Source organism: Paenalcaligenes sp. Me52 (assembly GCF_050487965.1).
Taxonomy (GTDB): Bacteria; Pseudomonadota; Gammaproteobacteria; order Burkholderiales; family Burkholderiaceae_B; genus Paenalcaligenes.
The window spans coordinates 113,883-138,111 of sequence record NZ_JBKQFO010000001.1; the positions used below are offsets into that span (position 1 = coordinate 113,883).

The window sequence follows — 24,229 nt, forward strand, 5'->3', positions numbered from 1 at the left end:
GGCATGCAAGCATTGCGTTATTTGCCGCTGATGTCGCGGTGTGTGGCAGCCATCATAGGAGGATATGTGGTGGCTGCTTTGTTTTCTATTGCCATGCTGCGTTTGCCACAAGAGCCTGCCGAGGCGGCTATGTTTGGCATGTTGTATAGCTTTTTAGTGTATGCGGCAGTAGTGATTTGGGTGTTTGCCGTACGTTCAGCAAAACGCGCATGGTTGGGAGTGATTGTTCCGGCGGCAGTGCTGTGGCCTATGGCAAATTGGCCTGATTTGAAGGCAATGCTATGAGCGATGTCATCAAAAAAGTACTGCCCAAACCGCGTGGTATTCGCCAAACCATGTCTGATTTGCATATTTGGACAGGGTTATTGGTGGGATGGGTGCTCTATGCCGTATTTCTAACCGGTACAGCTTCATTTTTCCGTGAAGAAATTTCGCAATACATGCGGCCTGAATTAGCTGTACAGCACCAAGCCGGCGATGTGCCTGCATTAGTGCAGCGCACGGTAGATCGCATACGTGAACAACAACCTGAGCTCACTCAAGTCAGCATTCAGCTGCCCACAGAGCGTAAGCCTACGATCACAGCATCGTGGCGGGATCCACAAGCCGGTGGGCGCGGGTTCAAAAGCGTCACGTTGGACCCTATAAGTGGGCAAGAAGTCAGCGCTAGAGCAACGCGTGGCGGGGATTTCTTCTACGCCTTTCACTTCAACTTCCACTATATGTCGGGCTTATGGGCCAGATGGATTATTGGTTTTTGTGCCATGTTCATGCTGGTGGCCATCATTAGTGGAGTGATTACACACAAGAAAATCTTCACAGATTTCTTCACCTTTAGACGCAGAAAAGGCCAGCGTTCGTGGTTGGATGCGCATGCAGCTTTATCGGTATTTGGGCTGCCATTTCACTTCATGATTACGTGGAGTGGCTTAGTCACTCTGATGGTGCTGTATATGCCGTGGGGGCTGCAAAGCTTACCCACTCCAGCCGATAAAGCAGCGGTTACCAGTGAGATGCGTTTTATGCAACCAACTGCACCGAAGCCTGCTGGTGTACCCGCAACCTTAGTGGCATTAGCACCATTGGTTGAGCAAGCCGAGCAACGATGGGGGCAATCCACCGTAGGTAGCGTGCAAGTGAGCAACATTAATGATGCCAATGCTCGCGTGTCTATGGTGCAAAGTCAGACAGCACAAGTGTCTACCACACCTAAGTATGTGGTCTTTGATGGCGTGACGGGTGAGCTGTTGCATACCAAAGATGGCTCCGGTGCTGTGGCGACAACGCAGGGCGTGCTTTATGGCCTGCACTTAGGGCGGTTTGCTGACATCGAAACGCGATGGTTGTATTTCATTGTTGGCTTGGTGGGTACAGCAATGGTGGGGTCCGGACTCGTGTTGTGGACAGTAAAACGTCGCAGCAAATTGCCTGATCCAGAAAAACCATATTTTGGCTTTAGGTTGGTAGAACGGCTCAATATTGCCTCTATTGCTGGGTTATCGGTTGCCATGGTGGCTTTTTTCTGGCTTAACCGTTGGTTGCCTGTAGAGATGCTAGAACGAGCGCAGTGGGAAATACATGGGTTCTTCTTGGTATGGCTGGCAACCTTGGTCTGGGCTTTAGTGCGGCCAGCTAAGCGTGCTTGGGTTGAGTTGCTGGCGATGGCCGCAGGGCTGTGCTTTTTGCTTCCTATCGCGAATATGTTGGGGCTGGGGCAGGGCATGCAATCTAGCTTAGCGCAAGCAGGTTGGTTGTTTTTGAGCTTTGACTTAAGCCTGTGGTTATTGGCGATTGTGCATGCGGCGATGGCATGGCGGGTAGCCAAGCATCAACCACCCCGCCCGCGTCCTGCTGTGAAAAAACGGCCGCCTGTGGCCGCGCCAGCATTAACCACGCAGGAGTCATGATGAGTCAGGCATGGTGGGGTACGCACATTGCAGTGCTGTTGTTGTCATGGTGTGGATTCATGGGTTTGGCGTTGGCAATGATCCGGCATCAGGAAGATGTGTTTGATCGGGAAATGGCGCCACGTTTTACCTACACCATGCGGGTGCTAGGCTGGCTGCTACTAGGTGTAGCAGCGGTAGTGGCTGTACAGCAGTTGGGATGGGGTAAAGGCTTAGCGGCGTATAGCGGACACACCAGCATTGCCGCCGGTCTGGTTCTGTATTTTTTTGTACTGATTGCGCGTTGGAAGCGGCGTTGATCAGTGAGATGACATAACAACACAACGAGGTACATATGAAAGTAGCAATGATATCTACAGTAGTGGTAGCAGCATTAATAGCAGGATGCGCAGGGTCCAAAGACCTTCGCGCGACCTCAGTACAAGGAAGTGCCATGACGGCAGAAGTAGCAGCCCCTAAAGTGGTGCGTGCAGCCATTGCACCAGCGTTATATGAATTGGCCTATTCCCCTAAACAGCGCGCGGTGTTTGTAGCATCGGTGGGTAGTCAGGGCGAAGGTACAGCTACTCCAAAGATTTTCCGTCTGAATCCGGATACGTTGGCGGTTGAGGCTGAAATTGCGTTGGATTTCCCCGGTTTGGGCGTCACCCTTGATGATGACAATAACCGCTTATACGTAGGCAATGCTTTTGATGCTGCTGTAACGGTAATTGATACTCGCACCAACCATGTAGTGGGTGTGGCCAAGCTGGCTGAAAAAGTGAATGCCTTGGGCTTTGATGGCAAACCTACCGTACGTTATCCACACAACCTGCGTGAACTGCTGGTAGATAACACCACAGGTCGTTTGTTCGCACCAGGTATTTGGATTGATGACAGTTCGTTGTACGTGGTGAACCTCAAAACTTTGGCAGTAGAAAAAGTAATGCCAGGCTTTGGCTTTGGTGCAGCGGGCGTGACGATGGACCCTAAACTGGGCAAAGTTTATGTCGCCAACATGCAAGGTCAAGTGTTTGTGGTGGATGCCAAAACCTTAGAGCTGGATCGTGTGATGGAAGTGCAGGCTGACCAGTTGTTGAACATGGTTTTTGATAACAAGGCAGGCCGTATTTTGGCGATTGACCAAGGTGGTGCCAACGTAGATGGCGTGCGTGCGAATCTGGCTAAGCTGGATTACAAACCTCGTGGTACGGGTAATCGCGTCGTGGTGATTAACCCAGCTACAGGTGAAGTAGAGAAGAGCATTCCTACCGGTACTGGCCCAGTAAACTTGGTGCTGGATGAAGAGCGTGGTCGTTTGTACGTGACTAACCGCGTGTCTGGCACGGTGACGGTTTACGACCGTAACGACAATGACCGTGAGTTGTACAGTGTGGCTGTACCTGACTTCCCGAACACCCCACGTTTGGATCCTCAAACTGGTGCGGTATACGTCAGTATTAAAAACGGTGAGCAAGCAGGCAAAGGCAGCAATGAAAGCGTAGCTAAGCTGACATTTGAGTAACTTTATAGACTTTGCATGTCTTGCTCAGTGTGACGGCACTTGAGTAGGAAATGGCAGAGCAAGCGCTATACCCTGATAGTGGCAAGGGGTGTAGCGCTTATTTTTTAGGCGGGGTGTGATCGCTAACGTGTTGTATTAAAAAATAATAGTTTCCACGTCATCTATCCGTCAGAACCCATATATTTGCGTACGGCATTTGGGCAGACTACGGTTTTTTCTATAAACTATGTAGGAAGAGCTTGGTGTTATGCATCCATAAACGGCTGTAGGGTAACAACCGTGTTGGGATGTAGTCCAAGCTAGATTTTGTAGCGTGTGGCGATGATTCTGTTATGTCTGAACAAGCATGATGTGGCATTACGTGCGTGCAGTATGCAGTTGTTCTCACGGCAGTAACAGTGGCCATATGCTGGCCCTGCAGGTTCTGGGTATCACCATACCCTGAACGACTACGGTTGTGGTGTTATGCAGCAGAACATTTCAGGGTTTCCAATAGTGTGTAACCAGGAATTGGAGATGCGGTATGAGTAACGTGAACAGCTTTGGCGCGCAAGCCTCGTTGCGTGTAAATGATCAGGACTATCGTATATACCGACTTGATGCCGTGCAGGGTGAGGATCTTGACGTCAAGACCTTACCTTATGGTCTAAAGGTTTTGTTGGAAAACCTGTTGCGTACCGAAGATGGTGTGAATGTACGAGCAGAAGACATTCTGGCGTTAGCGGGTTGGGATCCCAGTGCCGAGCCTGATAAAGAGATTGCATTTAGCCCTGCTCGCGTCGTGCTGCAAGACTTTACCGGTGTGCCTGCTGTGGTGGATTTGGCTGCGATGCGCGAAGCGATGTCGGCCTTAGGCGGTAGTGCCACACGTATTAATCCGTTGGTGCCCGTAGAACTGGTGATTGACCACTCGGTGATTGTGGACGACTTTGCTCACAATGATTCTTTCCGACGCAACGTAGAAATTGAATACCACCGTAACCTTGAGCGCTACGAGTTCCTGCGTTGGGGACAAAGCGCCTTTGATAATTTCAGGGTAGTGCCTCCAGGCACCGGTATTGTGCACCAAGTTAACTTGGAGCACTTATCGCGCGTGGTGTTTAGCCGTACCGAAGATGGCGTGAATGAAGCGTATCCCGACACCTGTGTGGGCACGGACTCGCACACCCCAATGGTGAACGGTCTGGGTGTGTTGGCATGGGGTGTGGGTGGTATTGAGGCCGAGGCCGCCATGTTGGGCCAGCCTATTTCCATGCTGATTCCGCGTGTGGTGGGCTTTAAACTAACGGGTCAATTAAAAGATGGCGTGACCGCCACCGACTTGGTGCTGACTATTACCGATATGTTGCGTAAGCATGGCGTGGTGGGTAAGTTTGTAGAGTTTTACGGCTCTGGCGTCGGGGCTGTGCCGTTGGCTAACCGTGCCACGATTGGGAACATGAGCCCCGAATACGGCTCTACCGTTTCTATGTTCCCTATTGATGACGTCACACTGCAATACATGGCGTTAACAGGTCGTTCGGCTGAGCAGATTGAACTGGTAAAAGCCTATGCACAGGCACAAGGTTTGTGGCACGATCCACAGCACGAACCCCGTTACTCAGAACGCCTAGAGCTAGACTTGTCCACAGTGGTACCATCCATTGCTGGCCCTAAACGTCCGCAAGACCGTATTGTTCTCAGTAACGTAAAACCAGCCTTCCACAAAGATTTGACGGCACTGTATGAGTCCAGAAATCAGGCCGTAGAACCACGCCATGCCAACGTCAAGCTAGCCGATGGTCAGTCGTTTACGTTGGATGATGGTGCGGTGGTTATTGCCGCAATCACGTCATGTACCAACACGTCTAACCCCAGTGTGATGGTGGCCGCCGGTTTGGTCGCCAAGAAAGCGCATGCGTTGGGCATTACACGTAAACCATGGGTGAAAACCAGTTTGGCCCCTGGCTCTAGGGTGGTGACGGATTACCTCGATAAAGCCAAACTGACAGACCCCCTAGATGCCTTGGGCTTTAACTTGGTGGGTTACGGCTGTACTACATGTATTGGTAACTCGGGGCCGCTGATTCCTGAAGTTAGTGCGGCGGTAAACGAGCAAGATTTAACCGTCGTGTCGGTATTGTCAGGTAATCGTAACTTCGAGGGCCGTATTCACCCCGATGTGAAAATGAACTACCTGATGTCGCCTCCTCTGGTAGTGGCTTACGCGATTGCGGGTACGATGAACATCGACTTGATGAACGATGTACTCGCAGTAGATAAAGCGGGTAATCCGGTTTACCTCAAAGATATCTGGCCAAGCACGGCAGAAATTCAAGAGGTAGTCAGCGCGGTGATTGCTACCGATATGTACCGTAAAGGCTATGCCGATGTCTTTGCGGGTGACGAGCGCTGGCGCAATCTCCCTACGCCTAAAACTAAACAGTTTGAGTGGAATCCACAGTCTACGTATGTGCGTAACCCACCGTACTTTGAGGACATGCCTAAAACACCGCTACCGGTGCAGGATATTCAGGGTGCTCGAGTGTTGGCGATGTTGGGTGACTCTGTTACGACTGACCACATTAGTCCAGCTGGTAATATCAGCAAAACGACGCCAGCAGGTGAGTACTTGCTTGAGCATGGTGTGACACAGCCTGACTTCAACTCGTATGGCTCACGCAGGGGGAACCACGAAGTGATGATTCGCGGTACGTTTGCTAACGTGCGTCTGCGTAACCAGCTTGCTCCCGGTACAGAGGGGGGCTTTACCCGTGACTTCACCCAAACAGGTGCCCCTGTTTGCACGATTTATGAAGCTTCTAAACACTACTTGGCGGCTAAAACCCCATTGGTGATTTTGGCAGGTAAAGAGTATGGCTCAGGGTCTTCTCGTGACTGGGCGGCTAAAGGCACAGCGCTGCTAGGTGTGCGTGCAGTGATTGCCGAGTCTTACGAACGTATTCACCGCTCTAACCTGATTGGCATGGGTGTGTTGCCACTGCAGTTCCCTGCGGGTCTCACAGCGACATCACTGGGGTTAACCGGCGAGGAAGTGTTCAGCATTACAGGCGTAAAAGCCTTGAATGCTGGGGGTATTCCTAAAACTGTACATGTAGAAGCCGGTAACGTGAAATTTGAAGCAGTCGTACGTATTGATACGCCTACCGAGGCAGACTACTACCGTCACGGTGGGATTATGCAGTTTGTATTGCGCAGTCTGCTGTGAATGTTGGATATGAGCGACTGAGATTAACCATGGCACCCATGATGTAGAGAGTGCGTGTCGTATTGCAAATTTGGTGCTATGGTTTGTATTGTGCAGTGCCATATTTCTTCGGAAATATGGCACTGTTTGCCGAAACCAGAAGCTGGTTTGCATCGGCACTATTAACAAGAAACATGTAGTCAACAGGAGTTATTCATGAGTGTACACAGCCAAATTAAGCGTCGTACAGTTCCCGAACTAATGGCTTGCAAAGGAGGCCAGAAGCTAGTTTCACTAACAGCTTATATTGCGCCTATAGCCCGACAGCTAGACCCTTACATGGATATGATCCTAGTGGGGGATTCCACAGCGATGGTTGGCTACGCCATGGATGACACCCTAAGCATTACCGTTGAGCAGATGACTGCCCATGCACGTGCGGTGGTACGTTCCACTTCACATGCATGTGTGGTGGTAGACATGCCTTTTGGTTCGTACCAAGAGTCGCCGGAACAGGCATTCCGCAACGCGGCATATATGTTGGCACATAGCGGTGCATCCGCGGTTAAAATGGAAGGTGGAGAAGCATTGGCCGAAACCACTCGCTTTTTAGTGGAGCGGGGCATTCCTGTGTTGTCGCACGTGGGCTTGATGCCGCAATACGTCAATACAATGGGTGGTTTCAAGGCTCAAGGTATGAGTGATACCGCTGCGCAGCGTATTTATAACGACGCGTTGGCCCATCAATCAGCAGGTGCTTTTGCGGTAGTGTTGGAAGGGGTGGCCGAAGCATTGGGGCGTCGCCTGACAGAAGATCTACGCATTCCTACTATTGGGATTGGCGCGTCACCAGCATGTGATGGCCAGATTCTGGTAACGGAAGATATTCTGGGCTTAGGTGATGGGCATATTCCGCGTTTTGCCAAAACATTCGCTGATGCGGGTGCGGTAATTCGTGGCGCAGCAGCAGCCTACGCAGATTCTGTACGTAATGGCAGCTTCCCTGGGCTGGAAAATTGCTTTGGCGTGAAACGTAACGCTGAATAACTATGATCACCCGTCAGGGTGAGACAATCAACGCATGGAAATACGTCAACTGGAGGCTTTTGCCGCGGTTTTGACGGCGGGTAGTGTCACGGCTGCGGGGCGTCTCTTAGAGCGTTCGCAGCCGGTAGTTAGCCGTCAGATTCAAGACTTAGAGCAAAGACTGGGTTTTACCTTGTTTCATCGTACCCGTCCCCACGTCAAACTGACGGAAAAGGGCAGGGAGTTCTATGAAGAAGTAAGGCCAATCCTAGCAGGTCTGGAAGTGTTAGACGCTAGGGCACGAGATATTGCACAAGGGCTAAGCCGTCCGTTACGGGTGGCGGCTACACCGTCCCTGTCGCTGAGTGTGCTGCCTCAAGTTATTGCCTTATTAGAGCAACAACAACCTTTCTTTCAGCAAAAACTATTTATAGATAGTTTGTTGCCTGATGAAGTGATTAAACAGGTCAGCGAAGGCAAAGTCGATATAGGGCTGACTAGTCTACCGGTAGATTTGGGCACCAACCGTTTGCATTGGTCGGGGCAAGCCCCTTATATGCTGGCATTGCCAGAGGGGCATGATCTAGCGGACCACGAAGTGATTGATTTATCCACCATTGAAGATCAAATGGTGGTCTCTGTGTTCCATCGCTATCGTATGCGTTACCGACAAGCTACGGCATTGATGCGCGCTCATGCGAATCCTAACGAACTGCGCCGTATTGAAACCGCAAGCTCGGTCAACGTATTGAGTATGGTACGGGTGGGGTTGGGCGTTGGCATCTTGGACCCCTATTTGGCAGCCTGCTACCCCATGGATGGTGTGGTGGTGCGAGAAATACAAAACTACATTCCTGCCATGATAGGGGTGATCAGTCATACTGATAGACCTTTGCATGCGGAAGCGCCTGTGTTGATCGAGGCCCTACGCCAGTTTGTAGTAGAGAGTGTGCCTCGCTTCATTATTGGTGATGATAGTGGGTTACCGCAGGAACACGATCCGTTTCCTGAATTATCAGTGAGTGAATAAGCGTGAGTAGTTGGTTGGCGACATTAGCCCCTTTTTGGACTCCATTACTGGGTGTGGGGCTAGTGATAGCACTGTTGCTACTGTATGGGCGACACACAGCCTTGCGCTTGGCCAGACAACAAACTCAGCATGTACAAGATAGGCTAGATGAAAGCCTAGATAGGGCAGCGTATCTGGAAGCGCAGTGGCAGCAAAGCCAGTCGGATGCGCGACAGTTAGACAAACAGCTCACTGAGCTGCAAGTTAGACATGACGAAAAAGAGCAGGCCTATCAACGGTTAGAGCATAACCTGGAGCAATCCAAGCAACTGATGCAAACCGAGTTCCAGAATCTGGCGAATACTATTCTGGAAGAAAAAGGTCAACGTTTTCAGCAGAGCAACCAACAAGCATTGCAGGCCTTGCTGCAGCCTTTCAGAGAGCAGATTTCGTCGTTTCAGCAGCGGGTTAACCAATTGCACGATCAGTCGCTTAAAGGACAGGTCAATCTGGAAGCTGAAATTCGGCGTGTGCTGGATATAGGCTTGCAGATGTCGTCCGAAGCAAAGCATTTATCCAAGGCCTTGAAAGGGGATAAAAAGCTGAGCGGTATTTGGGGCGAGTTACAGTTAGAACGCACCTTAGAAGCCGCTGGTTTGGTGAGTGGTGAGCATTTTCTTAGTCAGGCTGCGTTGCAAACAGAATATGGGCATAAGCGCTTCCCAGACTTCCTAATCAAGCTGCCTGAAAATCGTCATATGGTGTTGGACAGCAAAACCTCGTTGGTGGACTACGAGCGTGCTGTACGTGCAGAAGATGATGCAGAACGTGGCCAACATATGGATAACTTGCTGCGAGCGATGCGTCATCACATGGATGATTTGGCGGGTAAGCGCTATGACCAGTTACCTGGCTTGAGCAGTCCTGATTTTGTGTTCATGTTCGTGCCCATAGAAGGGGCGTACATAGAGGCGATGCGTCATCAGCCTGAGCTATTTGAATATGGTATGAAACGTCATGTGATGCTGGTGTCTCATGCCACGTTGCTGCCCGTACTGCGTACTGTGGCGAATTTGTGGATGATTGTGCGTAGTAATGAGCAAGCGCATGAGCTAGGGTTACGCGCTGCCGATTTGCACGACCAAGTGGTGTTGTTGGCCGATAGGTTCAAGCGTATGGGTGAAAGCTTGCGTCAAATGAATGGTCATTTCAACAGTACGGTGACGGCGCTGTCAGGACAACAAGGCGTATATGGCAAGTTACAGCGCTTCAAAGAGTTATCCGCGCGTAGCACGAAGACGCTGCCCGCCTTAGATAGCCAACAGCATGATGTGGAGCTTTACCGTTTAGACAGTATTGAGCCAGAGCCTGCTGCACCAGAAGGCGATGATAGGCCGTAAGGGTGCAGGAGTTAGTGCTGAGGTTTACTGAATAAGAACTCACGCCATTGTTCTTGTGGCATGGCTTCGGCGTACAAGTGACCTTGTAAGGCAGAACACTGATGCTGAATTAAGAAATTAGCTTGTGCTTGGGTTTCTACCCCTTCGGCCACAATATGCAAACGCAGTTGCTGCCCAAGAGCCAAGACAGCTCTAACGATGGCGGCGCTATCAGGGTCAGTGTCTACATCATTAATGAGGCTGCGGTCTATTTTCAACTCGTACAGAGGCAGGCGTTTTAGGGCGGCCAAGTTGGAATAACCAGTGCCAAAGTCATCGATAGCAAAACGAATCCCACGCTGCACTAGCCTATTCATCAAGGCGGTGGTTTGGTAGGGGTCTTGCATCAGCATACCTTCGGTAATTTCAAAGATCAGTCTATGGGCAGGGGCTTTGTGCGTATCCAACGTGCGTTCTATGCGTTGTAATAAGCTGGGGTCACGAAACTGTGATGGGCTGATATTTACCGAGACGGTGAAGTGGTGTGTGGGGTACGCCAACAGTAATGCACAAGCTTGTTCCAGTAGCCAGTCGCCCAATTTAGAGATCAACTGACTTTCTTCTGCCAAAGGAATAAAGCGCTCAGGTGTAATCCAGCCACGTTCAGGGTGATGCCACCGCAGCAGCAGCTCTACACCTACGGTTTCTTGTTGTGCATTGAATTGAGGCTGCACATAGGCTTTTAGCTGATCAGAGCCAATGGCGTAGCTGAGGTCACGGCCTATGCTGACGCGGTCTTCAGCTTCTTGCGTCATGGTGGGTTCGTAAAAGGTGACCTGATTTCTACCGTTATCTTTGGCGCGGTGCATGGCAACGTTAGCCTCACGCAATACGTCTTCCGTACCCATACTGTGAGCCGTCAGAAATGCCACCCCCATAGAAGCGCTGAGTAGGTAGGCTTGACCATTAATAAAATACGGGGCTTCCAGCGCACGACGTATGCGGGCACTCACTTCTTCGGTAGTGCTGTAATAGGTCTCGGGGTCTGCCGAAAGTTGGGTGAGCACGACCACAAACTCATCACTGCCAATGCGGGCGACGGAGTCGTCTTGGCGCATCATACGCATCAAGCGTCGCGCCACTTTCTTCAGCAGCTCGTCACCTATATGGTGACCACGGGCATCATTGATGTGTTTGAAATTGTCTAAATCAATGAACAAAACAGCACTGGTTTGTTGATCTCTGCGGGCAGTAAGCAAGAGATTTTCCAACCGGTTCAACAGTAGGCGTCTATTCGGTAATTCTGTCAGCAGATCATAAAAAATCAGCTGATGATTAATATCACGTATGGCTTTGTAGGCGGTAATATCCGTTGAAATGCTGCAGACAGCAGTAATATGCTCGTGCTTGTCTCGTAGCGGAAACTTCACCGACAAGAAGGTACTGATACGCTTATCGTGCGCATTAATAAACTGCTCTTCCATGCTCAGGTGATCGCCGTGCAGCAATACCTGTAGATCACTTTTACGGTTTTTAGTTTGCTCTTGCGCCGAAGCATAAATATCATCAAAGCGTTTACCTAGGGCTTGTGTCGCATTAATGTTAAAAAAGTCGCAGACTTTTTTATTCACATGCAGATATTGCAGGTTGGCGTCTTTGATGGTGATCAGAGCGTCGATATTATCCAGAATACCTTTTAGCTGTAGATTGCTATTGGACTCGGCTTTGGCCCAGCGTAAGGTGCGGTGTTGTAGCAGCAGTAAAAACGTACTGAGCATAAAGAGAGCGCCTAAAACTAGGCAAGCTCCCCAGAACCAGACATGTGAGTGTGCAGCATCGTCTGCAGTGGCCCAGGATGCGCTACTAAAGCATAATAATACGCTGTAAAGTATGAGTTTAATGGTGGTAGGAATAGCGATCACCGTAAGCGCAGTAAAAGGGTAGAGATAATGTCTGAGTCGGATCTGGATAGTGAAACAGTAGAGGTAGTGGTAACGGGCAAGGTGCAAGGCGTAGGCTTTCGTGCCGCCACTGCGCGACATGCACATTTGCACAAGTTGACTGGCTGGGTTCGTAATGCTCCGGACGGTTCAGTGGAACTACTGTTACAAGGTGGGACGGACAAAATTGATAGGTTACTGTCATGGCTGTACCAAGGCCCGGAGCACGCGCGAGTAGAGCATGTACAGGTTATACGTTCATACGATGACAGACGATACCAGCATTTTCAAATACGATAAAGATCATGGTGCAACGATTTAGTAGCGGTTTTTTAAGGTTTGGACTCGCCATAATTCTGAGTGGCGCAGCAGCGATTTCGCAGGCCACACCACAGCCCACACCAGCGGCAGTGGTGAGCATAGGTGCGGGTGGCGTTGGGGGCGTATATTACGCTGTGGGCGGAGCCATGTGCAGGATGTTGAGCCGGGCCATACTCGAAATCCCATACATCTGCAAAGTGGACGCGACGGGCGGTTCGGTATTTAACATGAATGCCCTGAAAACTGGTGAGTTAGACTTTGCGATGGTGCAGTCAGATATTGCGAACCACGCGTATGTGGGTGATGCTCAGTTTGCGGCTGTTGGCCCCTATGAGCCATTGCGCGCCATGTTTTCACTGCACCCCGAGTCTGTCACCATTGTGGCGCGTAAAGAGCTAGAAGCGAAGGGCTTCGAAGACTTACAAGGTAAGCGCGTCAACATAGGTCACCCTGGGTCGGTAGCTCGTGCTGCGGTAGATCAATTGCTGGATGCCATGGGCACAGACTATGAGTTTTTTGCTAGAACCACCGAACTGCGTGCTGACGAACTGACTGAATCCTTATGTAGCGGCAGGATCGATGCTTTCATTCTGAGCGTGGGTCACCCTTCAGCTTCGGTGCAAGATCCGGCTGCGTTGTGTGGAGCGCAAGTGGTGCCACTGACAGGCGAGGTGGTAGACACATTAGTAGATACTTTCCCCTACTACGCCAAGGTAGATATTCCTGGCGGTATCTATACGAACAACCCCACGAACGTGCCCACATATGGTGTATTGTCGACGGTAGTCACACGAGCCGATGTAGACGAACAGCATGTCTATGACATGACCAAAGCGATCTTTGGTGGTTTGGATAACTTCAAACGCTTGCATCCCGCGTTAGAGTATTTGGATAAGCAACGTATGACTAAAGATGGTTTGTCCATGCCCGTGCATCCAGGCGCATTACGTTATTTCCGCGAACAGGGCTGGATGAAAAACTAAGTGATGCAGGACCTGAACACTACGCGCGATGCATCTCGACGTCGCGCACCTATTGCGCCCTTACCCACTAAAGAAGGCGTCTCGCCAAGTCGAGTGTGGTTACCTGAGGGTGAATGGCTCACCTTGGGTGAGTTTTTGCTACAGCGTTTTGAGTACTTGGATCCCGATGCCCTACAGCAGCGTATTGAGCGTGGCGATGTGGTGAACGATAGCGGCGAACCACAAGCATTAGATACGCCTTATGTGCCGGGCCAATGGCTGTGGTACTACCGCGAGGTGGCAGATGAGGCGATTGTGCCTTTCGAGATGCCTATACTGTATGCGGATGATCGCTTAATCGCTGTCGATAAACCGCACTTTTTGGCGACTACGCCGTCTGGTAGCTATCTGAAAGAAACGGCTTTGGTGCGTTTGCGTGCACAGTTTAATAATCCTGATATTACGCCGCTACACCGTTTGGATAGGGATACGGCGGGGGTACTACTGTTTTGTGTACAGCCGCAGTATCGCGGGTTGTACCAAAGCTTATTCCAGAGTCGTGACGTACAGAAAGAGTACGAGGCTATCGCACCCGCAGGGCTAAAGCTCAGCTTGCCCAGTCATTATTGCAGCCATATAGAGGTCTTGAAAGGGGTGTTCCTAGTGCGTGAGCGCGATGACTTGGACGCAAACAGTGAGACCTACATAGAGGAACTGTCACGCTGGCAGATGGATGATGAGTCGTGGTGGTGCCATTACCGTTTGCAGCCTACTACGGGGCGTAAGCATCAATTGCGTATGCACATGAGTAGTCTGGGCAGCCCTATTTTGAACGACAGCTACTACCCGTACTGGGATCAATCCAGACCTATAGATGATTTCAGTTTGCCGTTGCAGTTATTGGCCCGTCGCATCGCGTTTGTAGACCCTGTGGATGGTGAGTACAGGGAATTCCGTAGTCTGCGACAGCTAGAAGCGTTACCCACGCGCTAAGCGTGTTTAACGTTTGGCAATGTGTAGCCAGCGCTCGATGACATGCACAATGGCGAGCAGCGTGAAGTTGATGGCCAGATACAGCAAACCCGCAATCATGAAGGTTTCAATGATGGCGTAGCTTTGATTCATCAAGCGTTTGGCATGGCCGGTTAAATCCATCACGGCGATGGTGGACGCTAAGCTGGTGCCCTTGATAACCAGGATGATTTCGTTACTGTAAGCAGGCAGTGCTTGGCGTATGGCTAAAGGAAAGCTTACCCGACAGAAGCGTTTGAATGGGCGCATGCCTATGGCTTTGGCGGCTTCGATTTGACCATTAGGGATGGACTGAAAACCTCCCCTAAACACCTCACCAATATAGGCACCACTGTTTAGCGCAATCGCTAAGATGGCACAGCGAGTGCCATCACTGAATATCCACCATAGGGCAGGGGTGTGGCGGATAAAGCCCAGCGTGCCCAAACCGTAATAGAGAATAAACAGTTGCACCAACAAGGGTGTACCACGGAATACGGTGCTGTAGCCAAAGGCAAAACTCACAGCAAGCTTGTTACCCGACACGCGCATCAAGGCCAGTGCCATGCCAACTAACAGCGATAAGGCGATACCAAGCAACCCAATTTGCAGGGTGGTACCAAAGCCTTTCAGCAGATTGGTGACAGTGTAGTCAAACAGTTCCATGTCTATCATGCGACTGTCCTCATACCACGGCCAAAATGGCGCTCAGCCCAGACAAACATGCCTTGGCTTGCTGCACCAATGAAGAAATACAGTACAGCGGCCATCAGGTATAACGCTAAGGGTTCCCGTGTAGCGGCTGCACCCAATACGGCAGCACGCATCAGCTCGATCAATCCCACTAGGGAGATCAGCGCAGTGTCTTTGAGAGCGGTTTGCCACACGTTGTTGGCACCCGGCAGGGCATACCAGAACATTTGCGGCAAAGTAATGCGAAATAGGCGTTTGCGGGCTGACATGCCTATGGCGCGTGCCGCTTCGAGTTGACCTTCGGGAATGGCTTGTAACGCCCCCCTAAAGACCTCGACGCTATAGGAGCCGGCAATTAAGCCTATGGCCAAAATACCTACTAACGCAGGGAACCACTTATTAACGGTTTCTTGCCAGTGTAGGAAAGCAGCCAAATCAGAAACGGCTTGAATACTACCAAAGAACAGCAGGTAGATAATCAGCAGCTCAGGAATACTGCGTACCACGGTGGTGTATAGGCTAATCAGCCAACTTAGCCACCGTGGCCCTCGAACTTTAATGCTGGCACCCGCTATGCCTATCACTGTACCCAACAACATGCCAAAAAAGGCAATGAATACAGTCATGATGGCACCGCGTACTAGCATAGTGCCCCAGCCTTCCTGCAAAATGCGCAGCATGGTGTCCAGCATGGTAATTCAGACCTACTTTTTGCAGACGTCGTAGTTAGCGATATCAATATCGAACCATTTTTCGCTTGCGGTCTTCATGGTGCCGTTATTGATCAGTTCGCACAATGCGGTGTCGACTTTAGCTTTCAGCTCTGCATTGTCAGGGTGAATACCCACTGCAATACCGTAGCCCAGTGTTTCAGGGTCGGAAGAGCCTTTGATCACGTATTCAGTCAGCGCGTACTCGTTGTTTTCCATTTTGTGCAGGAAACGAGATTGCGATGTCAGGTCAGCAAATGTGCCATCCAGACGGCCAGCGTCCAAATCGATTTGCATCTGGTCCAGTGTTTCGTAGTTGCGCACAGTGGTGTTAGGAGCCACTTTGTTCAGGTATGCACCGTGTGTTGTGCCGCCTTGTACGCCAATAGTTTTACCGTCCAAGCCTTTGAAAATGCTTTCGCTGTCAGTGGCTTTGATCAGGTCGCTGTTAGCTGGCAAAACGAAAATCGCGTCTTCTACAGCGTAAGGGATACTGAAGTTCACACGTTTTGCACGCTCAGGGGTGTAAGACATGCCCGAGATGATCAAGTCAAAACGGTTAGCATTCAGGGATGGAATCAAACTGTCGAAAGCTTGAACCACAAATTGGCAGTCATTACCCAACTGCGCGCAGAGGGCAGCGCCCACGTCTGCATCAAAACCCGTTACGGTACCGGTAGCATCAACCATGCTCCATGGTGGGTAACCACCTTCTGTACCAATTTTCATGGTGGCGGCGTTGACGCTGCCCAGACCCAAAAGGGCAAAGCTGGCACAAACTGCCGCTTTTTTCAGAATTTTCATGAGTGTAGTCTCCCTTGAAAGGCGCAGTGGGACGTCCACGGCGAAAAGGCATTGTAAAGGGTGAATGCCATCGCACCCACTGTTTAGTGCGATGGTGTTAGAAACTGACGTAAACGCTCGGATTTCGGGTTCTCAAACAGTTCCTCTGGCGGCGCGTATTCTTCAATACGACCGTTGTGCATAAAGATGACGTGGCCAGACACGTTGCGCGCAAATTGCATTTCGTGTGTGACCAGAATCATGGTGCGGCCTTCGCGGGCCAAGTCGTTGATGACGCGCAGCACTTCACCCACCATTTCTGGGTCTAGGGCCGAAGTGGGTTCATCAAACAGCATGACTTCAGGGTCCATTGCCAGCGCACGAGCAATGGCTACGCGTTGCTGTTGACCACCTGATAACTGAGCAGGGTAGGATGCTGCTTTATCGGCAAGGCCTACTTTGTCTAGCAGCTCCATGGCGTAGCGTTGTGCTTGGGCTTTGGGCATGCTTTTGACATGCACGGGGCCTTCTACCACGTTTTGCAGCACGGTACGGTGTGACCACAGATTGAAGTTTTGGAATACCATCCCCAAGCGGCGGCGTACTTGCTCCAGCAGTTTGGGGTCTGCACTCACCATGGTGCCGTTGCGCAAACGTTTGCTGCGCAATACGTCATTCCCAATGTGAATGTCGCCTTGATCTGGGACCACCAAATGGTTAATGCAACGTAGCAGCGTACTTTTTCCAGAACCCGATGCGCCGATGATAGAAACCACTTCACCTTTTTGTGCAGTAAACGAAATTCCTTTCAGGACTTCATTGTCTTGAAAGGCTTTATGCACATCATGAACCTGTACGGCATAGGGGCTAGAAGGGGTACTCACGTGATAATCTCGGGCGGAAAATAAATGCCAAACAGATAATTATAAAGAGTCTGGGGCATTATTGCCGAAATTACGGTGCTTTCATGCTCAGATGCAGCGAAAGCACCGCTTTTGTAGTGGCTATTTAGGGATATAGACCACGTAATTCTTGGGCTTCCAAGATGCGTGAACAGGCCATAATGAATGAGGCTGTACGCAGATTGATGGCATGTTGACGTGCAATAGTTGAGATATCTTTGTAGGCATTGCGCATCATGCTTTCTAAGCGGCGATTAATCAGTTCTTCATCCCAGAAAAAGCTAGAGAAGTTCTGTACCCACTCAAAATAGCTCACGGTGACGCCCCCCGCATTGGCCAGCACGTCAGGGATTACAAACACACCATTTTGGGTGAGTATGTCATCAGCTTCAGGCGTTGTAGGGCCGTTAGCGCCTTCCACGACAATACGTGTGCGAATAGAGGCCGCATTTTTAGCGGTGATTTGGCCTTCCAAAGCGGCAGGAATCAAGATTTCGCTTTCTAGTGTCCAGAAGTCGTCGTTGGCTAAGGCTTCGCTACCGGGCGCATTGGCCACACCACCCGTACTACGTACATGTTCTAAAACGGCGGTGACATTCAAGCCAGCAGCGTTGTAGATAGTACCCGTGTGATCTTGTGCTGCAATCACTTTAGCACCGGCTTCGGCGAACAGTTTGGCGGCGGTACCACCCACGTTACCCATGCCTTGCACAGCAATACGTGCGCCTTCTAGACTGATACCCAGATCGCGTGCGGCTTCGGCAGCCACGGTGAATACCCCACGGCCTGTTGCATCTACGCGGCCTAAGCTGCCACCCAAGGCCAGCGGTTTACCTGTTACGACGCCAGTGCTGAGATGGCCAGTTTTTTGGGCGTACGTGTCCAGAATCCATGCCATGGTTTGGGCATTGGTGTTTACATCGGGGGCGGGAATGTCTTGGTTAGGGCCAAGAATGTCACTGATTTCGCTGGTGTAGCGGCGTGTGACACGTTCCAGTTCACGTTTGGAGTAGTTGCGTGGGTCGATGCGAATCCCACCTTTAGCGCCACCAAACGGCACGTTAACGGCCGCACATTTCACGGACATCCATGCAGATAGCGCCATCACTTCAGACAAGGTAACGTCTTGGTGAAAGCGTATACCGCCTTTGCCAGGGCCGCGTGCCATGTTGTGCTGTACACGATAGCCTTCGAAGTGGGCAATGGTGCCATTGTCCAGCTCGACAGGAATATCTACCGTTAGAATGCGTTTAGGGTGTTTTAGGGTGTCTACCCAGCGGGATAGTTTGCCTAGGTAGGGCGTGACACGCTCTACCTGTTCCAGATACACAGCCCAAGGGCCGGGGTTATCTGGCGGTAAGTAAGAAGGAAGTTGCGACATTACGGTGCTATAAATAGTGTTGTTGTAAAGATTGTGATCTGCCTCTTTGGGCAGTACTTCATTTTTACGCCATTTGTGGTGTGTCGCAACCCTGTGCAAGATACGTACACCCCAGACCTATGATTCAATAGTCATGGTCAGTCCTGTTATTTGATTACACATATTCTTGGTAAAGCACTATGCAGCAACGTCTTGCCGCCATTAGGCACAATATTGAGCAAGCTTGTCATAACGTTGGTCGTGATGCGTCTGAAGTGACGCTATTGCCGGTCAGCAAAACCTTTGATGACACTAAAGTACTAGAGGCAGCCGCGTTGGGCTTGCGTCGCTTTGGTGAAAATCGTTTGCCGGATATACGTCAACGCTGTGAAAACATGCCCGATCAGCCGTTTGAATGGGTAATGATTGGGCACGCGCAAAGTAACAAAGCCCGTGATGTGGCACGCTATGTCAGTGAATTGCAGTCGTTGGACAGAGAGTCTTTAGCTGAAGCGCTAGATAAGCGTTTGGAGCAAGAGGGGCGCACCTTGGATGTGCTGGTGCAACTTAAAACGGCTGCCGAAGCGAGCAAGACAGGGTTGGAGCCCGCAGAGTTGATCGCCTTTTTGCAGAAACTGAAAACAGACTATCCGTGTTTGCAGGTGAAAGGTCTGATGACCATGGCGACGCAAACCGATGATGAAGCGGAAGTGCGCCGTTGTTTTAGAGCCGCTAGATTGGCTCAGCAGCAGGCACTAGATGCAGGGTACGCCGTGCACAGGCTGTCTATGGGGATGAGCCAAGATTACGTGTTGGCTATAGAGGAAGGCAGTACTGAACTACGTATTGGATCGGCGTTATTCGGGCATCGTGACTACGCATAAATACCCGTTAGCCATAAACTAATACTTCCGCAATGACGCATAGGCTGCGGTACTATTTTGCTTGCACACCATTATGGTAAGAAAGGAGATCAGAGATGCGTTTAAAACATATTGTGGCAGCAGTAGCCACAGCAGTGGTGGGGATGTCAGCGGCACAGGCAGGAACACTGGATGTGGTGAAAGCACGCGGCTATGTAGCATGCGGTGTAACCACAGGTTTTGCCGGGTTTTCTGCTCCTAACGACAAGGGTGAGTGGGAAGGTCTAGACATCGATGTATGTCGTGCAGTGGCTGCAGCAACCTTGGGTGATGCGGAAAAATTCAAAGCAGTGCCATTGAATGCGCAACAGCGCTTTACAGCATTGCAGTCTGGTGAAATTGATGTGTTGGCGCGTAATACAACCGTGACACAACAACGCGATACGTCAGTAGGTGCGATCAGCGCTGGTATCAACTTCTATGACGGCCAAGGCTTCTTGGTGCCAGTGTCTTTAGGTGTAGAGAGCGCCAAAGATTTGAACGGTGCCACAGTATGTATGCAAACTGGTACGTCCAACGAAAACACCATGGCTGACTGGGCACGTGCTCACAACGTAGAGTACACCCCGGTGGTGTACGATCAGTTCAATGAAGTGGTTAACGCGTTCGTCTCTGGCCGTTGTGATGTGTTCACAACTGATGCATCTGGCTTAGCATCTATTCGTATTTCACGCACAGCTAACCCAGCAGAGTACGTAGTACTGCCAGAAATTATTTCTAAAGAACCTCTGGGGCCTTTCGTGCGTCAAGGCGACGATCCATGGCTGAACATTGTGAAATGGTCACTGCAAGCTATGCTGAATGCTGAAGAGCTGGGCCTAACTTCCGCTAACGTAGACGCACATTTGGACAGTAAAAACCCAAATATTCAACGTTTGTTGGGCGTGACAGCAGGTTCGGGTAAAAACTTGGGTCTGGACGAAGCGTGGGCATACAACATCATCAAACAGGTGGGTAACTACGGCGAAAGCTTTGACCGCACTGTAGGTGAAGGTAGCCCATTGCAGATCAAACGTGGTTTGAATGCGTTGTGGACGGACGGTGGTTTGATGTACGGCTTACCAGTGCGCTAAGCCTTATGTCGGTAGGCCAGGGCGATGCGAGCAAAAGCAACTTGCACGTCCTGGTCGCTGCCTTGAAATGTGACGGGTCTGCCGCGTACAGGAAAGCAGATCAACCGTTTAGAGAACAACATAGGCACGAATTTGGCGTGTCGAATGTCTTGCCATGCAATGTGGCGTTTGAATAGCCAGCTTTGGCTAATTCCTTCTTCAGTGATGCGTGTCTGACCATGGTACATGTACCAGGCCATCACAATAATCCCCACATATGCCATCACAATTGCTGCGATGATCATAGGGCTAACGCCTTGGCCGTGTGGGCCCGATGCTGTCAGCACCAACCGTACTCCAATCCCGATAACAACTAAACACGCCAACCAAGCGATGGCTTTTGGCCAGGCTCTGCCTTGTATGGGTAATGGGCCCAGTTCAGCGAGTAAGGTAGCGGGAATAGAAGTGGTCATGAGGCTGCTCAGGCAAAAAGCTAAAAAGAGGTGGGTGGTTAATCAGCGGTGATACGTTGGTAATGACCACTTTGCGACAGGGCAATATTACCTGCCAGCTCTAGTTCCAGTAAATGGGCGGCGAGCGTGGCCAAGTCCATACTGGTACGTTGTTGGATAGCTTCAGGGCTGATGGGATCAAAGCCCATTACATCCAAAATTTGCTGTTGTGCCGAGGGCAGAGCAGGAGTTGGCGTGCGAGGTCTAACCGGCATAGCGTATTGGGAAAGGCTGGGGTTCTTATGCGCGATTTCTTCTTGTATGTGTTCGGCAGATTCCACCAGCTTTGCTCCTTGGCGTATCAACTGGTGGCAGCCTCTGGCTAAGGGGGAATGTATAGAACCCGGGATAGCAAAGACTTCGCGGCCTAGTTCTAGTGCTTGTCTGGCAGTGATTAGTGAGCCGCTTTTTAAGGCTGCCTCTACCACCAACACGCCAGCAGCTAGCCCCGCCACAATGCGATTACGTTGCGGAAAATGGTAGGGAAGTGCACGCGTACCTAGTGGAAACTCACTGAGTAGCACGCCGTGTTGGGCAATACGATGCGCCAGATCACGGTTGCGTGCTGGGTAAATAATATCTAGCCCAGTGCCTAATACAGCGATGGTGCAGGCATGTGGGTTAGCGGCATCCAAGCTACCAGTGTGCGCAGCAGCATCAATGCCACTGGCCAACCCGCTGACGATACTCCAGCCCAGTTCAGTCAGATGTTTAGCAAAGGCATAGGCGTTTTCATTACCTGCTTGTGTGGCGCTGCGAGCCCCCACAATGGCCAAGCTAGGCACGTTCAACAGTTGCTTGTTGCCCTTGGCGTAAATCAATAGCGGTGGGTCATGACTTTCCAACAACGCTTGTGGGTAGTCTGGGTCGGCCAAGGTGATGATGTGATTAGGCGCGGTGGTAGACCATTCCAAGGCGTGTTGAATTTGATCTTCTATTTCAGCGCTGGCTGATGCTTTCAATTGTGCGGCCAGATTGCTGGGCAGTAGCTTGCTTAGCATACCTACTGGCTGACTGTAGATATCGGGCGGCAGTCCAAAATGGGCCAGCAATGCACGTGCTTGTGCCGGGCCTATAGATGGCTCAAAACTGAGCCGTAGCCAGTAATACAGTTCGGAGTTTGAAAGTTCGGTGGTGGACATCATGTAGCGAAGTGTGCCATGAAATCAGCACAGAAACGGCCATAAGTGTTGCCATTATCCATGTATTTGTAAGGATGCAGCGCCTGTTACCTACGCAATGACTGTCTACATAACGCATGATGGCTTAAAATACCTTTTTAAGTATCGTTTTGTGTACCGACTAAATGGCTTTACTTCCTATACTCCAATATCCTGATGCTCGTTTGCATACCGTGGCAAAACCTGTTGCGCAAGTGGATGATCGCATTCGCCAATTGGTGAAGGACATGGCTGAAACCATGTACGATGCTCCCGGCGTGGGCTTGGCTGCGACCCAAGTAGACGTGCACGAGCGCGTGGTAGTCATTGACGTATCCGAAGAGGGTAATGACTTACACGTACTGATCAACCCTGAAATTATCTGGAGCAGCGACGAAGGTCGTGTGTACGAAGAAGGGTGCTTGTCTGTGCCTGGTGTGTACGACAAAGTAGAGCGTGCTGCGCAAGTGCGTGTACGTGCTCTGAACGAAAAAGGCGAAAGCTACGAGTTCGAGGCCGATGGTTTGCTGGCTGTGTGTGTGCAGCACGAACTGGATCACTTGCTGGGCAAGGTGTTCGTAGAATATTTGTCTAACCTGAAGCAAGACCGCATTCGTACCCGTCTACGCAAGCAGAAACGCGAAGCAGAGAAGGTATAAATCAGTATGCGCGTTGTATTTGCGGGCACCCCCGAGTTTGCGCGTCAGGCGCTAGAGGCTATTTTGGCTGCAGGCCACGAGGTTCCTCTGGTGATGACGCAGCCCGATCGCCCGTCTGGGCGCGGCATGAAACTGCGCCCAAGCCCTGTGAAAGAAGCGGCATTGGCGCATGGCATCGAAGTGGCTCAGCCGCAAAGCTTGCGTTTGGATGGTAAGTATCCTGAAGATGCCGAAGCTGCCTTGCGTACGTTGCAAGCTGTTCAACCTGACGTCATGGTTGTGGCTGCCTATGGGCTGATCTTGCCGCAATGGGTGTTGGATTTACCTAAGTATGGGTGTTTAAACATTCATGCTAGCTTGCTGCCCCGGTGGCGTGGTGCTGCACCTATTCAGCGTGCGATTGAAGTGGGTGATGCGCAAACGGGTATCACCATCATGCAAATGGATGCCGGGCTAGATACAGGCGATATGTTGCTGGTGCGCGCTATGGATATACGCCCTGATCATTCGGGTGCGAGCTTGCAAGACGAACTCACCCATATGGGTGCAGAATGCATCGTAGAAATACTGCAGCAACTGGCTGATGGCACAGCACCTACAGCGGTGAAGCAGCCCGAAGCAGGTGTGACTTACGCCGAAAAACTGCTTAAAACCGAAGCCCCTTTGGATTTCACGCAAACTGCCGTGGCATTGGAGCGTCGTATACGGGCTTTTGATCCTATGTTGGGTTCTACCATGGCCTTGGATGGCATAGAGGGCTTAGTGAAAGTGTGGCGTGCTCAAGCATTGCCTGCTGCTACTAACGGTGCTGAACCAGGTCAAATCCTTGCAGTGACAGCAGATGGCATTGATGTAGCCACCGCAGAAGGGACTTTGCGTATTACCGAACTACAGCGCCCTGGTAGCAAGCGTCAGCCAGTGAGCAGCTTTGTACAAGGCTGGTCCAGAGCGTAAGCGTATAGACATGCAGAAGAAAATAGCCCGTTTAACGGGCTATTTTTTATGGTGCAGCGTGTAGGCCTATGCAGTTACCTTCAGAGTCTGTGATTTCCGCGACGCTGCCAAACTCACCTACAGGCGTAATGGGGTACAGCAATGTACTGCCTACAGAGAGGGCGTGTTCTATGGTTTGCTGTATTTTTGCTTGCACCATGCTACCAGTACGTAGCAGTGCATTCTACGAAAAACTGTTTGATCGGCATCCGTATTACAGCGCTTTATAATCAGGG

Annotated in this window: 24 protein-coding genes; 15 read left to right on the forward strand and 9 right to left on the reverse strand. The window is 50.8% G+C overall.

The window, feature by feature from the left end:
- The first annotated feature begins 3 nt into the window (after window positions 1-3).
- The 8 genes from ACLO87_RS00540 (at window position 4) to rmuC (ending at window position 10,033) form a co-directional block, all read left to right on the forward strand.
- Window positions 4-285 (forward strand): DUF3649 domain-containing protein, encoded by a 282-nt coding sequence (locus ACLO87_RS00540; protein WP_430222488.1) that lies wholly within the window; start codon window positions 4-6, stop codon window positions 283-285.
- Entirely contained in the window at window positions 282-1,907 is a 1,626-nt protein-coding gene (locus tag ACLO87_RS00545; protein WP_430222489.1) for a PepSY-associated TM helix domain-containing protein, read from the forward strand. Before ACLO87_RS00540 ends, ACLO87_RS00545 begins: the two co-directional genes overlap by 4 nt.
- Window positions 1,907-2,206 carry a DUF3325 domain-containing protein gene (locus ACLO87_RS00550; RefSeq protein ID WP_135865468.1) on the forward strand — a complete coding sequence of 100 codons (300 nt, stop codon included), beginning with the start codon at window positions 1,907-1,909 and terminating at the stop codon, window positions 2,204-2,206. Before ACLO87_RS00545 ends, ACLO87_RS00550 begins: the two co-directional genes overlap by 1 nt.
- A 134-nt stretch (window positions 2,207-2,340) precedes the next feature.
- Window positions 2,341-3,411 carry a YncE family protein gene (locus ACLO87_RS00555; protein ID WP_430222490.1) on the forward strand — a complete coding sequence of 357 codons (1,071 nt, stop codon included), beginning with the start codon at window positions 2,341-2,343 and terminating at the stop codon, window positions 3,409-3,411.
- Between the two features lie 523 nt (window positions 3,412-3,934).
- Complete coding sequence (gene acnA, locus ACLO87_RS00560; RefSeq protein ID WP_135865458.1) at window positions 3,935-6,619, forward strand: aconitate hydratase AcnA; 2,685 nt, start codon at window positions 3,935-3,937, stop codon at window positions 6,617-6,619.
- A 195-nt stretch (window positions 6,620-6,814) separates the two neighbouring features.
- The gene (panB, locus tag ACLO87_RS00565; RefSeq protein WP_135865460.1) at window positions 6,815-7,645 is read left to right on the forward strand and encodes a 3-methyl-2-oxobutanoate hydroxymethyltransferase; all 831 of its coding nucleotides are present in this window, start codon (window positions 6,815-6,817) and stop codon (window positions 7,643-7,645) included.
- Between the two features lie 34 nt (window positions 7,646-7,679).
- Window positions 7,680-8,654: a LysR family transcriptional regulator gene (locus tag ACLO87_RS00570; protein ID WP_135865462.1), complete on the forward strand. Its 975-nt coding sequence runs from the start codon at window positions 7,680-7,682 to the stop codon at window positions 8,652-8,654.
- A gap of 2 nt (window positions 8,655-8,656) precedes the next feature.
- Complete coding sequence (rmuC, locus tag ACLO87_RS00575) at window positions 8,657-10,033, forward strand: DNA recombination protein RmuC (RefSeq protein WP_135865464.1); 1,377 nt, start codon at window positions 8,657-8,659, stop codon at window positions 10,031-10,033.
- A gap of 11 nt (window positions 10,034-10,044) precedes the next feature.
- Here the strand turns inward: rmuC and ACLO87_RS00580 are convergent, their stop codons facing one another.
- Window positions 10,045-11,790: a sensor domain-containing protein gene (locus ACLO87_RS00580; RefSeq protein ID WP_430222491.1), complete on the reverse strand. Its 1,746-nt coding sequence runs from the start codon at window positions 11,788-11,790 to the stop codon at window positions 10,045-10,047.
- Between the two features lie 171 nt (window positions 11,791-11,961).
- Between ACLO87_RS00580 and ACLO87_RS00585 the strand changes: the two genes are divergently transcribed.
- Genes ACLO87_RS00585 through ACLO87_RS00595 form a run of 3 tightly spaced genes read left to right on the forward strand, consistent with a single transcriptional unit; the run spans window position 11,962 to window position 14,228 of the window.
- A complete protein-coding gene (locus ACLO87_RS00585) occupies window positions 11,962-12,252 on the forward strand; it encodes an acylphosphatase (protein WP_135864768.1) in 291 nt (96 codons plus the stop codon).
- A gap of 5 nt (window positions 12,253-12,257) precedes the next feature.
- Entirely contained in the window at window positions 12,258-13,256 is a 999-nt protein-coding gene (locus ACLO87_RS00590) for a TAXI family TRAP transporter solute-binding subunit (protein ID WP_430222492.1), read from the forward strand.
- A gap of 3 nt (window positions 13,257-13,259) precedes the next feature.
- A complete protein-coding gene (locus ACLO87_RS00595) occupies window positions 13,260-14,228 on the forward strand; it encodes a pseudouridine synthase (RefSeq protein WP_430222493.1) in 969 nt (322 codons plus the stop codon).
- Window positions 14,229-14,234: 6 nt separating this feature from the next.
- Here ACLO87_RS00595 and ACLO87_RS00600 read toward each other — a convergent pair whose 3' ends face one another.
- The 5 genes from ACLO87_RS00600 to ACLO87_RS00620 form a co-directional block, all read right to left on the reverse strand.
- Window positions 14,235-14,921 (reverse strand): ABC transporter permease, encoded by a 687-nt coding sequence (locus ACLO87_RS00600; protein ID WP_135864761.1) that lies wholly within the window; start codon window positions 14,919-14,921, stop codon window positions 14,235-14,237.
- A complete protein-coding gene (locus ACLO87_RS00605; protein ID WP_135864759.1) occupies window positions 14,918-15,631 on the reverse strand; it encodes an ABC transporter permease in 714 nt (237 codons plus the stop codon). Before ACLO87_RS00605 ends, ACLO87_RS00600 begins: the two co-directional genes overlap by 4 nt.
- Window positions 15,632-15,643: 12 nt before the next feature.
- Window positions 15,644-16,453 carry a transporter substrate-binding domain-containing protein gene (locus ACLO87_RS00610; protein WP_135864757.1) on the reverse strand — a complete coding sequence of 270 codons (810 nt, stop codon included), beginning with the start codon at window positions 16,451-16,453 and terminating at the stop codon, window positions 15,644-15,646.
- Between the two features lie 83 nt (window positions 16,454-16,536).
- A complete protein-coding gene (locus tag ACLO87_RS00615; RefSeq protein ID WP_135864755.1) occupies window positions 16,537-17,316 on the reverse strand; it encodes an ABC transporter ATP-binding protein in 780 nt (259 codons plus the stop codon).
- Between the two features lie 124 nt (window positions 17,317-17,440).
- On the reverse strand, window positions 17,441-18,715 hold the full coding sequence (locus ACLO87_RS00620; RefSeq protein WP_430222494.1) for a Glu/Leu/Phe/Val family dehydrogenase: 1,275 nt from the start codon (window positions 18,713-18,715) through the stop codon (window positions 17,441-17,443).
- Window positions 18,716-18,894: 179 nt separating this feature from the next.
- Here ACLO87_RS00620 and ACLO87_RS00625 point away from each other — a divergent pair, with 179 nt between their 5' ends.
- Both ACLO87_RS00625 and ACLO87_RS00630 read left to right on the forward strand, forming a co-directional pair.
- Window positions 18,895-19,578, forward strand: coding sequence for a YggS family pyridoxal phosphate-dependent enzyme (locus ACLO87_RS00625; RefSeq protein WP_135864751.1), 684 nt, complete (start codon window positions 18,895-18,897; stop codon window positions 19,576-19,578).
- A gap of 95 nt (window positions 19,579-19,673) precedes the next feature.
- A complete protein-coding gene (locus ACLO87_RS00630) occupies window positions 19,674-20,690 on the forward strand; it encodes an amino acid ABC transporter substrate-binding protein (protein WP_135864749.1) in 1,017 nt (338 codons plus the stop codon).
- Here ACLO87_RS00630 and ACLO87_RS00635 read toward each other — a convergent pair.
- The gene (locus ACLO87_RS00635) at window positions 20,687-21,142 is read right to left on the reverse strand and encodes a hypothetical protein (protein WP_135864747.1); all 456 of its coding nucleotides are present in this window, start codon (window positions 21,140-21,142) and stop codon (window positions 20,687-20,689) included. The two genes, ACLO87_RS00630 and ACLO87_RS00635, sit on opposite strands and share 4 nt — an antisense overlap.
- A gap of 38 nt (window positions 21,143-21,180) precedes the next feature.
- Window positions 21,181-22,326 carry a DNA-processing protein DprA gene (gene dprA / locus ACLO87_RS00640; RefSeq protein WP_430222495.1) on the reverse strand — a complete coding sequence of 382 codons (1,146 nt, stop codon included), beginning with the start codon at window positions 22,324-22,326 and terminating at the stop codon, window positions 21,181-21,183.
- Between the two features lie 161 nt (window positions 22,327-22,487).
- Here dprA and def point away from each other — a divergent pair, with 161 nt between their 5' ends.
- Entirely contained in the window at window positions 22,488-23,000 is a 513-nt protein-coding gene (def, locus tag ACLO87_RS00645; RefSeq protein WP_135863966.1) for a peptide deformylase, read from the forward strand.
- Between the two features lie 6 nt (window positions 23,001-23,006).
- Window positions 23,007-23,954 carry a methionyl-tRNA formyltransferase gene (gene fmt, locus ACLO87_RS00650; protein ID WP_135863967.1) on the forward strand — a complete coding sequence of 316 codons (948 nt, stop codon included), beginning with the start codon at window positions 23,007-23,009 and terminating at the stop codon, window positions 23,952-23,954.
- A gap of 46 nt (window positions 23,955-24,000) precedes the next feature.
- On the opposite strand, the gene ACLO87_RS00655 is transcribed toward fmt, so the two are convergent.
- The gene (locus ACLO87_RS00655) at window positions 24,001-24,153 is read right to left on the reverse strand and encodes a VOC family protein (protein ID WP_430222496.1); all 153 of its coding nucleotides are present in this window, start codon (window positions 24,151-24,153) and stop codon (window positions 24,001-24,003) included.
- Window positions 24,154-24,229 lie beyond the last annotated feature (76 nt).